Annotated in this window: 8 protein-coding genes; 4 read left to right on the forward strand and 4 right to left on the reverse strand. The window is 72.5% G+C overall.

Features of this window, described 5'->3' with window-relative positions; genetic code table 11:
• Positions 1-3: 3 nt before the first annotated feature.
• The 4 genes from ABEA93_RS31715 to ABEA93_RS31730 form a co-directional block, all read right to left on the reverse strand.
• Complete coding sequence (locus ABEA93_RS31715; protein WP_345679309.1) at positions 4-456, reverse strand: ATP-binding protein; 453 nt, start codon at positions 454-456, stop codon at positions 4-6.
• Positions 457-560: 104 nt separating this feature from the next.
• Complete coding sequence (locus tag ABEA93_RS31720; protein ID WP_345679310.1) at positions 561-962, reverse strand: STAS domain-containing protein; 402 nt, start codon at positions 960-962, stop codon at positions 561-563.
• Between the two features lie 116 nt (positions 963-1,078).
• A complete protein-coding gene (locus tag ABEA93_RS31725; RefSeq protein WP_345679311.1) occupies positions 1,079-1,975 on the reverse strand; it encodes an RNA polymerase sigma factor SigF in 897 nt (298 codons plus the stop codon).
• Positions 1,976-2,100: 125 nt separating this feature from the next.
• Positions 2,101-3,288, reverse strand: a complete 1,188-nt coding sequence (locus ABEA93_RS31730; protein ID WP_345679312.1) for a PP2C family protein-serine/threonine phosphatase — start codon at positions 3,286-3,288, stop codon at positions 2,101-2,103.
• A 62-nt stretch (positions 3,289-3,350) separates the two neighbouring features.
• On the opposite strand from ABEA93_RS31730, the gene ABEA93_RS31735 reads away from it, so the two are divergent.
• The 4 genes from ABEA93_RS31735 to ABEA93_RS31750 all read left to right on the forward strand — a co-directional run bounded on the left by ABEA93_RS31735 (position 3,351) and on the right by ABEA93_RS31750 (position 12,821).
• Positions 3,351-3,941: a MarR family winged helix-turn-helix transcriptional regulator gene (locus ABEA93_RS31735; RefSeq protein ID WP_345679313.1), complete on the forward strand. Its 591-nt coding sequence runs from the start codon at positions 3,351-3,353 to the stop codon at positions 3,939-3,941.
• Between the two features lie 314 nt (positions 3,942-4,255).
• The gene (locus ABEA93_RS31740; RefSeq protein ID WP_345679314.1) at positions 4,256-7,717 is read left to right on the forward strand and encodes a HAMP domain-containing protein; all 3,462 of its coding nucleotides are present in this window, start codon (positions 4,256-4,258) and stop codon (positions 7,715-7,717) included.
• 64 nt (positions 7,718-7,781) lie between these two features.
• A complete protein-coding gene (locus ABEA93_RS31745) occupies positions 7,782-10,160 on the forward strand; it encodes a SpoIIE family protein phosphatase (protein ID WP_345679315.1) in 2,379 nt (792 codons plus the stop codon).
• A 90-nt stretch (positions 10,161-10,250) separates the two neighbouring features.
• On the forward strand, positions 10,251-12,821 hold the full coding sequence (locus tag ABEA93_RS31750) for a hypothetical protein (protein WP_345679316.1): 2,571 nt from the start codon (positions 10,251-10,253) through the stop codon (positions 12,819-12,821).
• Positions 12,822-12,941: the final 120 nt, after the last annotated feature.

The following is a 12,941-nucleotide window of genomic DNA, read 5'->3' on the forward strand; positions in this document are numbered from 1 at the left end:
CTGCTACGCGTCGATCTCCGCCCACACCGTCTTGCCCTGATCGTACGTTTCCGCACCCCACCGGTCCGCGGTCTGCTTGACGATGAACAGGCCGTGGCCGCCGGGCATGCCGGGGCGGTGCGGGCTGCGCGGGGCGGGCAGCACCGTGGAACCGTCGCTGACCTCGATCCGCAGCCCGCCTTCGGAGAGTTCGAGCACGATCTCCCGGGGGCCGCCCGCGTGCATGGCGGCGTTGGCGACGAACTCCGCGGCCAGGAGGACGATGTCGTGGTGCCGGTCCGGCGGGTCGGCGGGCCAGGACCAGTCGGCCAGGGCCTCGGCGGTGAAGGTTCTGGCCCGGGCGACGGGTTTGGGCACGCCGACCAGCCGCAGGCGCCGCCGCTGTCCGCCGGGCGGGACGGGGCGGTCGGCGCCGGGCCGGTTGTCGTTGTCCAGGGTTCCCCTGCTGTTGGTCATGAGCGGGAGCCCCTTCGGTCTCGGTGCTCGGTTCGCGGAGTCGGCTTCCCGGTCGAGGCCGGGTGATGCACGGCCGGACTCCGAAGCGGTGCGCCGCGGCATGGTCACCGCCCGGCGGCGAGCGCCGTGGCGGCGTCGGGGTGCAGGGAGAACACCGCGTCGGCGCCGGTCAGTTCCAGGACCCGCTGGACGCTGGGCGCGCAGGCCGCGAGCAGGAGCCGGGTGCCCCGCGCCTCGGCGCTCATCCGTGCCTGCAGCAGGAGGTTCAGGCCGGAGGAGTCGCAGAAGGCGACCTGGCCGAGGTCGACCACGATCGTCCGCACTCCCGCGGCGACCAGCTCGTCGAGAGCCTGCTTGGCGGGGGCCAGGGTCTCCATGTCGAGGTCCCCCGCCAGCGTGCATATCGCCGTGGACCCGTCGGTGTTCCGCACGCTCACGGCGAGGCCCGTGGGCGGTGGTACGGCGGTATCCGGAGTGCCTTCGGATTCGTTCGCCGGCATCGTCATCGGTTCTCCCTCCGCGCGGACGCCCCACGACCCTACGCGTGGCCGCCGGAGCGGCCAAGCCGCGGCCGCCGGAGCGGCCGGATCCGGGGAAGGCCCCGGGGCATGCGGCGGAGTCCTCATGCGGTCAGCGACGCGCGGAGCTGCTTGAGGGTCCGGCTCAGCAGGCGGGAGACGTGCATTTGCGAGATGCCGAGTCGCGCGCCGATCTCGGACTGGGTCAGGTCTTCGGTGAAACGCATGGAGAGGATCAGACGGTCGCGTTCCGGCAGGGCGGCGATCAACGGCTTGAGGACGGCCAGGTTCTCGGCCATCTCCAGCCGGGAGTCGTCGTCCCCGAGGCGTTCGGCGAGCGGGAGCGTGTCCTCGTGGCCGTCGGTGCCCGGCAGGTCCAGGGAACCGGTGCTGCGGGCGTTGGTGGCCGTGATGCCTTCGACGACCTCCTCTTGGGACAGCCCCAGGTGGTCGGCGAGTTCGGCGACGGTCGGCGAGCGGTCGAGGCGCTGGAACAGCTTTTCCTGGGCCTTGGCGATGTCCAGGTGCAGTTCCTGCATCTTGCGCGGCACGTGCACGGCCCACGTGGAGTCGCGGAAGTGCCGGCGGATCTCCCCGAGAATGGTCGGCAGGGCGAAGCTGACGAACTCCGCGCCGCGGTCCGGGTCGAAGCGGTCGATCGCCTTGATGAGCCCGACGCAGCCGACCTGGAGCAGGTCTTCCTCGGGCTCGCGGCGCTTGCCGAACCGGCGGAGTGCGTACCGGACCAGGGCCAGGTTGAGTTCCACCAGCGTGCCGCGGACGTAGGAGTACTCGCGGGTGCCCTCGTCGAGGTCCGCGAGCCGCTTGAGGAGCGTGCGCGTCAGTTCGCGAGCGTCGGCGGGGGCCATTCCCCGGAGTTCCTCGGGGTCGAGTTCCCGGACCGCCGTCACGGCGTCCTCGGGATCCGATATTCGCGCGGCTGTCGGGGCGTGCTCCGGAAGAGCCGTCGGCTTGAGGAGTTCATCGCGGGTAACGGTCATCTCGCTTCGGTCTCCTTCGTCGGTGCCATCCGGTCGCCCCCCGGCTACCCCGAGTCGGGGATCCCACACCCCCGATCCCAAAACGCGATCCGCGTCACATCGACGCCGCGCGCGGCGTGCCCGGCTCAGTTCTCCTGCCGGGCCGCCGCTCCGCGCCAGTCGAGGCACAGGCAGACCGCATCGTCCGTCGCCGTGCTGTCCCCGCGGAACAGGGCCAGGTCGCGCAGGACCGCCCGGGCGGCCTCCGGGGCCGGGGCGAGGCGGTTCTTGCGGACGCAGGCCGCGAGCAGCCGGTCGCCGAAGACCTCGCCCGCCGCCGAACGGAACCCGTGGACGCCCTCGCCGACCACGACCAGCCGGTCCCCGGGGTGCAGCATGAAGCGCTCCGGGACGTAACGGGTGTCCTCCAGCGCGCCCAGGGCGAACTGGGCGTCCAGCTCGATCCGTTCCACCTGTCCGTCGCGCAGGCGCGTCACCTTCGGAGATCCCGCGTCGATGGCGTCGACCGAGCCGGTGGCCAGGTCGATCTCCAGAAGGACGCTCTTCACGTAGCCGCTTCCGGTGTGCGCCGACCACACGGCCTGGCTGGCGAGTTCGGCCTGGAAGGCCAGGTCCGCCCCGGACCGGCGGGCGTTGCGCAGGGCGCTGACGGCGAGCGCGGTGAGCGAGGCGGCGTGGACGCCGTGGCCCATGCCGTTCGTCACGCTGATGCTGAGCTTCCGTTCGCTGACGGACCAGTCGAAGTTGTCGCCGCGCACCGAGTAGGCGGGCTCCAACTGCGCGCCGAGCGTGAATTCCGGGCGTTCGCACGAGCGTCCCGGCAGCAGGTCCCACTGCATCTCCGCGGCCAGCGTCAGCCGGCGCAGCCGCCGCGCCTTGGCGTAGACGTCCGTGCTGGGATCCGCGGCGACGAGTTCGTGGCCGAGCGCCTGGGCGGCCTCGGAGAGAAGGGAGGTCAGCGTGGGGTCGGCGCCCGCGGGGAGGACCACTTCCAGGACGCCGATGCGGTCGCCGCGCACGGACACGGGCAGGTACGCCGTTTGCTCGGGCGCCTCCGGGGCACCGATGACGACGGGTTCTTGGGACAGGTACGCCCGGCCCGCCGGGGTGCCGCCGACCGGGACGGCGGTGCCCGCGGAGGGCTCCGTGCCGAACGGTTGGAGGGCGCTCACTCCGTAGTCGGCCAGCAGGAGCGTGCACCGGCCGACCCCGAGGTGCTCGTCGAGGACGCGTGTGAGGGCCCGGACCAGATCGTGCGGCGCGGCGGCGCGCAAGGCGCGGTGGAGGTCCAGCAGGGGGTCGGCGGCAGTCACCGGGAGTCCTTTCGGCAGCGCGGTACCTGCCCGCGGCGCGGCATGAGAGAGTGAGGGGAACCATGGACAAGCGGTACGGGCGCAAGAGCCTGCAGTCGAGCACACCGGAGACCGGGCCGGCATCGGCCGCCGGGCGTCCGGTGTCCGCCGACGATGCGGCCGAGTTGCTCGCCCAGGCCCTGGAATCGTTGATCACGGTATGGGGACGGGCTCAGGAGGCGTTCGGCACCACGGTCTCCCCCACCCAATTGCGCGCACTGACCATCATCTCCCGGAGCGACGGCGTTCCCCTGCACGCGCTGGCCCAGGAGATGGGCACCGTGCCTTCGGTGGCGAGCCGGCTGTGCGACCGCCTCGAGTCGGCCGGCTTGGTGCACCGGGAACTCGATTCCGGCAACCGCCGCAAGATCACCCTACGCCTGACCGCGGAAGGCGACGGGCTCATGGGCGCGATCCGCGACCGGCGCGCCGACGACCTGGCCGTCACGTTGGCGGCGATGTCGGCGGCCGATCGCGAGGCGCTGGTCACCGGCATGCTGGCCTTCCAGCACGCGGCCGGGCACGAGCATGCCCACGAGCCTGCCGAGGACGGCAGGCATCCGCGCCGCGGATCCAGCTCGCGAAGCACGCCGTCGTCGCAACGTTCTGCCTGATGCACACGCCCGACTCTACCGTTGCCAAAGGGCAACAGTGAAGCGCGCCCACAGAAGCACCGGCAGCCCCCACTGACAACAGGCGCCGCATGCGCCTCTCGCGAAACACACAGCGTCCGGCCTGACCCGAGTGCGCGGGCCTCCTCGGAGCGGGCACTTCCCGACATCGGCACGTGGTAGCGTGCCGCAGAACTGTTGCCAAAGGGCAACGATTGCCCTTTTTGCCGCGAGGCACACGGTTGCGCGCGATAATGCGGCCGGTCGATGTGTTCCCGGCGCGACGCCCGCACGGGCCGGAGCGGAACGAGGTACGCATGGCAGGCGCGACGGTCGGCGGCGACCCCGGGCAGGACCCGGGGCCGGCCGCCGTCGATACGGTCGGCACGGTCGGCGAGGCCGAACTCCGCCGGCTGCTGGCGGGGCTCACGGCGGTGCGCGACGGGGACTTCGGCACCCGGCTGCCGGACAGCGGCGACGGCCTGCTCGGCGAGATCAGCACCGTGTTCAACGGCATGGTCGACCAGTTGTCGCTCTTCACGTCCGAAGTGACGCGCGTCGCACGCGAGGTGGGCAGCGACGGGCTCCTCGGCGGCCAGGCCACCGTCCGCGGCGTCTCCGGGACGTGGAAGGACCTGACCGACAACGTCAACGTCATGGCGTCCAATCTGACCGGCCAGGTGCGCAACATCGCGCACGTCGCGACCGCGGTCGCCAAGGGCGACCTGTCGCAGAAGATCACCGTCGAGGCCAAGGGCGAAGTGGCGGCCCTCGCCGAGGTCATCAACACCATGGTCGACACGCTCTCCGCGTTCGCCGACGAAGTCACCCGCGTGGCCCGCGAGGTCGGCACCGAAGGCATGCTCGGCGGCCAGGCCCGGGTCGCGAACGTCGCCGGCACGTGGAAGGACCTGACCGACAACGTCAACTCGATGGCCAGCAACCTGACCGGCCAGGTCCGCAACATCGCCTTGGTCACCACGGCGGTGGCCAACGGCGACCTCTCGAAGAAGATCGACGTCGACGCCCGCGGCGAGATCCTCGAGCTGAAGACCACCATCAACACGATGGTCGACCAACTGTCCTCGTTCGCCGCCGAGGTCACGCGGGTCGCCCGCGAAGTCGGCAGCGAAGGCCGGCTCGGCGGCCAAGCCGAGGTGGAGGGCGTCTCGGGCACGTGGAAGCGGCTCACCGAGAACGTCAACGAACTCGCCGGGAACCTCACCCGGCAGGTCCGCGCCATCGCCGAAGTCGCCAGCGCGGTCGCGGAAGGCGACCTGACGCGCTCGATCACCGTCGACGCCTCCGGCGAAGTGGCGGAACTCAAGGACAACATCAACACCATGGTCGGGTCGCTGCGCGAGTCCACGCGGGCCAACCAGGAGCAGGACTGGCTCAAGACCAACCTGGCGCTGATCTCCGGGCTCATGCAGGGCCACCGCGACCTGACGGTGGTGGCCGAGCTGGTGATGGACGAGCTGGTGCCGCTCGTCGCCGCGCAGTTCGGCGCGTTCTATCTCGCCGAGGAGACTCAGCGGGGTGCCGAGCTTGCCCTGATCGCGTCGTACGGCCACCCCGACGACGACGCGCTCCCCCGGCGCGTCCGGCTGGGGCGGACGCTCGTCGGGCAGGCCGCGCGCAGCCGGCGCAGCATCGTCGTCGACGGCATCCCGGACGACTACGTCCCCATCTCCTCCGGACTGGGCAGCACCGCCCCGCGCTCCCTGATCGTGCTGCCGATCGTCGTCGAGGAGCAGGTGCTCGGCGTCATGGAGCTGGCGTCCGTCGGCCGGTTCACCCAGGTCCACCGCGACTTCCTGGACCGGCTCATGGAGGTCGTCGGCGTCAACGTCAACACCATCGTGGCCAACGCCCGCACCGACGAGCTGCTGGGCGAGTCGCAGCGCCTGACCGCCGAACTCCAGGCACGGTCCGAGGAACTCCAGACGCAGCAGGTGGAACTGCAGCGCTCCAACGCGGAGTTGGAGGAGAAGGCGGCCCTGCTGGCGGACCGCAACCACGACATCGAGGCGAAGAACCTCCAGATCGAGCAGGCCCGCCAGGAACTGGAAGAGCGCGCCCAGCAGTTGTCGCTGGCCTCGAAGTACAAGTCGGAGTTCCTGGCGAACATGAGCCACGAGCTGCGGACTCCGCTCAACAGCCTGCTGATCCTGGCCCAGCTGCTCGCGCAGAACGCCACGCGCAACCTGACCGCGAAGCAGGTGGAGTACGCGGGCATCATCCATTCCGCGGGGTCGGACCTGCTGCAGCTGATCAACGACATCCTCGACCTGTCGAAGGTCGAGGCGGGCAAGATGGACCTCAACCCCGAGCGGGTGCCGCTGCGCAGGCTCCTGGACTACGTCGAAGCCACCTTCCGGCCGATGACGACGCAGAAGAGCCTCGACTTCGCCGTCCGGACCGCCCCCGGCATCCCGGTCGACCTCGTCACCGACGACACACGGCTGCGCCAGGTCCTGCGCAACCTGCTGTCCAACGCCGTCAAGTTCACCGAGCGCGGCTCGGTGGAGCTGCGCATCGAGCCGGCCTCGGACCACGAGGTGCCGGAGGACGTCCACCGGGGCGGCGCCGTGGTCGCGTTCCGGGTCATCGACACCGGCATCGGCATCCCGGAGCACCAACTGGCGACGGTCTTCGGGGCGTTCCAGCAGGCGGACGGCACCACCAGCCGCAAGTACGGCGGCACGGGGCTGGGCTTGTCGATCAGCCGGGAGATCGCGTACCTGCTCGGCGGGGCGGTCACCGCGGGCAGCCGGGTCGGCGAGGGCAGCACGTTCACGCTCTACCTGCCGGTCACCCGTCCGGACCTGGAAGCCCGCGCCCTCACCCTTCCGGGGCCGGGGACGAGCGGGCAGGGTGCCGATCCGCTGCCGGTGCGTCCGGCCGTCGTGCCGCCGCAGCGACGGCGTCTGCTGGTGATCGAGGAGCGGCCGCACGGACTGCTGTCCCTGGTCGCGGAGAGCGCGGTCGCCGACCTGGTCGTGGGCCCCGGCCTCCCCGACGCGCGCACCGCCGTCGAGGTCGTCACCGCCGCGGGCGCCCAGGAGGCGGCAGCGGCCCTGGCGGCGCATCCGTGCCACTGCATCGTCCTGGAACTGGACATGCCGGACGCGGAAGCCATCCGCTTCCTCGACGCCATGGACGGGGACCGGGCGCTCGCCGCCGTGCCCGTCCTCGCGCACAACAGCCGCCGGCTGCCCGACGGGCAGGAGCAGCTGCTCCGGTCCCGCGCCGACCGCCGTCCGCTGGAGCTGCTGTCCGGTCTCGACGAGCTGCGCGAACGCATCTCGCTGCACTTGTCCGCCGACCAGCCCGGCGACGTCCTGCCGTTGGCCAGGCCCGGCGAAGGCGGGCCGACGACCGCGCAGGTCGCGGCGAGCGACCTGGCCGGGCGCACCGTCCTCGTCGTCGACGACGACGCGCGGAACCTCTACGCGCTCAGCGGCATCCTGGAGCTCCACGGAATCGCCGTCCTGCACGCCGTGAACGGCCGCGAAGGCGTCGACGCGCTCGCCGCGAACCCGGAGATCGACCTGGTGCTGATGGACGTCATGATGCCGGAAATGGACGGTTACGCGGCCACCGCCGAAATCCGGCGCATGCCGGAGTACGCGGACCTGCCGATCGTCGCCGTCACCGCCAAAGCCATGCCCGGCGACCGGGAGAAAAGCCTGGCCTCGGGCGCGAGCGACTATGTCACGAAGCCGGTCGACACGCGGGATCTGATCGCTTGTGTGCGCCGCTGGCTGACCCGCTGAAGCCCGTCCGCCCGGATCCGGGCCCCTACCCGATGCCGCACCGACCGCAAGGAGCCGTCACCAGGTGAGCACCGCCGAGGACTCCGGCACCCCTGCCTCCGGTCCCGAAGAGGCCGCGGCGTCCATCGGCCGCCTGGCCGCGACCGTGCACCGCCTTCGCCTCGAAGTGCAGGCCGCCCACACGGCCGCCGAAGGGCGCGCCCTCGTCGAGATGGCCAAGGGCATCCTGGTCGAGCGGCTCTCCTGCGGACCGCAGGAGGCCGCCCGGCAACTCGCCGATCTCGCCGCACGAGCCCACGTCTCGCAGCTCGAATTCGCCGCGGACATCGTGAACCGGGCGGCCGGGGACCGGCTCGCCGAGGCGGCCGTCGCGTTCGTCGCGCAGGCCCGCGGCGACAGCGAGCGCCCCGCGGCGGACGCGCCGTCGGTCGCGGTCCGCCTGCGGACCGCCGAAGGCGGCGCGTTGGCGGCACACGACGCCCAGGCGGTGGCCGCCGCGCTGCTCGACCACGCGCTGGCCCCCTTGGGCGCCTGCGCGGTGGCCGTCTGGGCGGCGGCGTCCGACGGCTCGCTGACGCTGCGCGGGCACGCCGGGTTCAGCACCGAGGAGTCGGCCCGGTGGCGCCACGTGCCGCCCGGCGTCGCCACGGTCGCCCGCAGCGCCCTCGCGGAACGCCGCACGGTGTGGCTGCCGTCGCTCCGCGATTCCGGGCTTCCGTCCATCGGCCTGCGCGACCTGCCGGGCGGCCGCGCCGCGGTACCCGCGGGGACGGGCGGCCGCATCCACGGCGTGCTGGAGATCTGCTGGCCGCACCCCCTGCAGCCGCAGCCGCCCCAGGTCCGCCGGCAGGTCGAGGCGCTGGCCGAACTGTGCGCGCACACCCTGGAGACGCACCCCACGGTGCCCGTCGGCGACGCCGACGCCGCCCGGCACATCGGCGAGTTGGTGCAGCTGGCGGACGGGCTGCACGATCCGGCGCTGCTCCTCGTGCCGCAACTGAGCGCCGACGGAAGGCTCCTCGACTTCCGCATCCAGCACGCCAATGCGAAGTTCACCGACCCGGCCGGGCGGCCGCGCCACGAGATCGTCGACGCGCTGCTCCTCGAGGCCTATCCGATGGCGGCGAACGACGGCGATCTGTTCGACATGGCCGAACGCGTGTACGCGACCGGCGAGGCGTTCCGTGCCGAACGGGTGACGGTGACCACGCTGATCGACCAAGTGCCGCTTCCCACGCCCGCCGGCATCAGCATCAGCCGGCACGGCGACACCATCCTGCTGCTGTGGCGGGTGGAGAACGAGGCGACGCGCTTGGCCGGCCTGCTGCAGCATGCGCAGCGACTGGGCAACATCGGCGGGTTCGAGGAGATCCTGCCGACCGGCGAGATCGTCTGGAACGCGCAGATGTTCGACCTGCACGGCCTTCCGCGGACGGCGGCACCGGTCCCCCTCGAGGAACTGCCGTCCAGCGCCCACCCCGACGACGCGGTCGCCATCGGGCGGTTCCTCCGTACGCTCGTCACCCACCGCCGCCCCGCCTCGGCCGCGTTCCGCCTGCGGCGCTCGGACGGGATCACCCGGCACATACGCGTCGCGGCGGAGCCCGTCCTGGCCGCCAACGGCGACCTTTTCGCGGTCCGCGGGGCGTTCCAGGACATCTCGGCGCAGCATTGGACCGAAGTGGCGCTCGCCGCCACGCGCGACCAACTCGCCCACAGTGAGAGGCAGTCCGCGCAGCGGAACCGGCTGGCGCTGCAACTGCAGCACGCCATCATGCCGCCCGAGAGCATGCCGCTGGACGCGCCCGGGCTGGCCGTCGCGGTCCGGTACCGCCCCGCGGAATCGGAGGCGGCGGTCGGCGGCGACTGGTACGACTGCGTGCCGCTGCCGTCCAAGCAGGTCCTGCTGTGCGTGGGCGACGTGGCCGGCCACGGCATCGACGCCGCGACCGGCATGGTGGTCCTGCGCAACGCCCTGCGCGGCATGTCCGTGACCGGTGCGGGCCCGGCCCAGTTGCTGGGGTGGCTCAACATGGTCGCCCACCACCTCACCGGGCAGGTGACGGCGACGGTGGTGTGCGGCATCTACAACCCCGCCGACCGTGTGCTGCGTTGGGCGCGGGCGGGACACCTGCCCCCGATCCTGGTGCGCGACGGCGAAGCCCATCCGCTTCCGCTCCCCGACGGCCTGCTGCTCGGCGCCCTCGCGGACGCCGAGTACGAGGAAGCCGAGCTGCAACTGGCGCAGGGAGACACGTTGTTGATGTACACCGACGGCCTGATCGAGCGCCGCGACCGGTCGGTGCAGGACACCCTCGGCCACCTCGTCGAGAATGCCCGCGGCGCGGCCCCGAACCTCGATCTGCGGCTCGACCGCCTTCTGGTCCGCAGCAAGGCCGATACGGACGACGACACCTGCATCATCGGGATCGACGTCGTCTGAGCGGGGCGTCGGAAGGGGCGCCTACGCTGGGCGGCGTTGCACGGCGCAGTCACGTGCGCGTCAGGGTCCGAGCGGGGAGTTGCCGTCCAAGTGAACAGTTCCGAGAGTGCGGTTGCGCTGGGGGCCGCGGTGTACGCCGCGTACAGTCTCGCGCCCACGGAAACCGCGGCCAAGCTCACGGAGCGGCTGCGGAGCGAGACGCTGCAGGCGCTGGGCACGATCTACGTCCGGCCGTCACGGGCCGCGCTTGCGGCGGTACTCGCGTCGGGCGACCGGGACCTGCTTGCGGCGGTTGCCGGGCACGACCACTTGGACGAGGACGCGGCGCTGGACCTGGCGCTGCTGGGCGACCCCGCGGTGGGGTATGCGCTGCTGACGGCGCGCGGCCGGAGCGAGCGGACGCGGGATGCGGTGTGGCGGGCGGCGGACCAGGCGAGCCCGGGCTGGCGCACGGATGTCGTCGAGCCGTTCCTGGCCGAGGCGACCCTGTGGCAAGTGCGGTCCGCGCTGCGGTCCGCGCTGCGGGCCCCGTTCCCGGAGGTCGTGCGGCTTGCGGTCGGCATGCTCGCGCCGCTGCTGCCGCCGTGGGTGATCGTCGACGGCGCGCTGCGGATCGTCGCGCTGACGGACCATGCCGACGTGCGCGGCGAACTCGATGCTCTCGCCGCGGTGCTGCGCGAGAGCGCCGACGAGCACGGCCACACCGACCTGGCCGACGTCGTCGACGCGGCGGCACGGTCCGGCGACCCGGCCGCCGTGCTGCGGGCGGCCCGGGCGGAACGCGGCGGCGGCCCGGAACCCCGGCCCGCGCACGACGCGTGGCTGGTCGGGCTGCGGTTCGGCGACGAGAGCGAGACTCCGCCGGGCGGTGTCGACTGGGAGGCGGTGCGTGGCGAAGCGGCCCGGAGTCCGTTCACGACGCGCGCGAAGGTGGAGCTGACGCGGCATGAGGGCTGTCCGCCCGACCTGGTGGCCGAGGCGGTGCGCGACGGGATCCGTACGGACAGCGCCCACCGGCTGGGCCCCGTGCCGATGAGTGCGGCGATTCCGCCCGCGGACCCGGGGGACCTGGCGGCGCTGCTGTCGCACGGGCTCGACGCGGGGTGGTACGGCATCGAGGACGTACTGGACTGTCCGGGTCCGGCGGGCGAGGTGCTGCACGCGCTGCACCGGTTGGCGCCGAGGCGGGCGGACGGTGCGGACAAGGGCGGTGTGTTCCACGGGTCCGGCGCCTACCGCGGACGGCTGCCGGGCGCCTTCGCCCCGGCGGTCGCGCGGTTCGTCGCACCGCTGGGCGACGACCCCGAGGCATGGGTCTCGTTGTACAAGCTGGTCGGCCGGTTCCGCGGCAGCTGCCGGGAGTTGGTGGCCGCGGCGGTCGAACACGCTTCCGAACAGCGGGCGGACGGCACCCCGGTGGCCTGGCCCAAGAACCTGGATGCGAAGTTCCCGGCCGAAGCGCCCGAAGGTGCCCGGAGGCAGTTCTATATCCTGCTGGCCGCCGCGCCCGAGCGGGTGCAGCGCGCGGTGATCCCGGCGCTGGACGCCCGGGCGATCCAGCATCTGACGGTGTACTACCCGCTGTCGCCGGCGGTCAGGGCGCATGTCTACGACGTGTGCGGGATGCCGGCCGCGGTGGCGAATGCCGCGCACTGGGAGATGCCTGCCGAGGTCGTCGAGGGCCTGCTCGATCTCGACGATCCGGACGTCAACGCCTATCTCTACGACTTCGGGGCGATAGCGCAGGACGAACGCGTCCGCATATGCGCCGGGCGGCGGCGCGACGGCGGGGCCGGCGAGGTCGCGATCAGCTCCGCGCTCGTCGATCTGCTCGCGCGGACCAGCCCGTCCAGGCGCCGCAGTTGGCTGCTGGCCGCGCTCGATTCGGGCGATCCGACGCTGGTGCGGGCGATGCTGGGCCGCACCCGGCTGAACACCGATGTCGGTCGGCTGCGGGTCGCCATCGGCCTGTGGGAACGCCACGGGCCCGACGCGGTGGCGGCGTTGCTGGACGAGACGGAATACCCTGGCCGGCGCCCGGGCGCCAAGCACCCGTTCCCGGCGAGGACGCACGAGGTGCTCCGCGCCGCGATCGCGGCGTCCGAAGCGGGGCTGGCTTCGCTGCACGAGGCCTTGGCTGCGGCCCGAGCGCCTGAGGAAGTGGCGCGCTACGTGATCGGCCAAGGCGCCAAGGCGGCCGAGCGCCTGGACCACTTCGACGCCGAGTACGGGACGGCGTTGCCGTGGCGCCTGCTGGTCGCCACGGACGCCGAATCACCTTTGCCCGCGCTGGTGCTGGAGGCTCTCGTCGGCCGCGAGGACTGCCCGGGCGAGCTGCTGCGGGCGTATCTCGCGCGCAACAGGGTGCGCTTGTACCGCGTGACCGGCCTCGAGTGGCTGGACACCGCCCTCACGGACGGCCGGCTTCGCACCGAGGACCTGCTGGCCCTCGGCACTCCCGCGGCGGCAGTCGTGGAGCGCCTCACCGAGGCTGTCACCGCCGGGACGCTCCCGCCCCGCGCCGACATCCTGGCCGCGATGGCCGCCGCCGGGTTCTCGCCCGCCGACCCCGACCACTGGGCGGTCGCGCTCCGCCTGCTGCCCGATTTCCCCGGCGCGCTTCCGGAACTGCTGGCCACGACTGTCTCCATCACCAGCTGACTGTGAGGATGTGGATGGCGCCGCTCGGGGGGTCTGACTCCCCAGCTGACTGACGCTGCGGCTGTCCTGCGGTTGAATCGTCGGCCTACCGAGCGGTGCCGTCATGCACGTGGCCGGTCG

This window comes from Yinghuangia aomiensis (genome assembly GCF_039542225.1).
GTDB classification, from domain to species: Bacteria; Actinomycetota; Actinomycetes; order Streptomycetales; family Streptomycetaceae; genus Yinghuangia; species Yinghuangia aomiensis.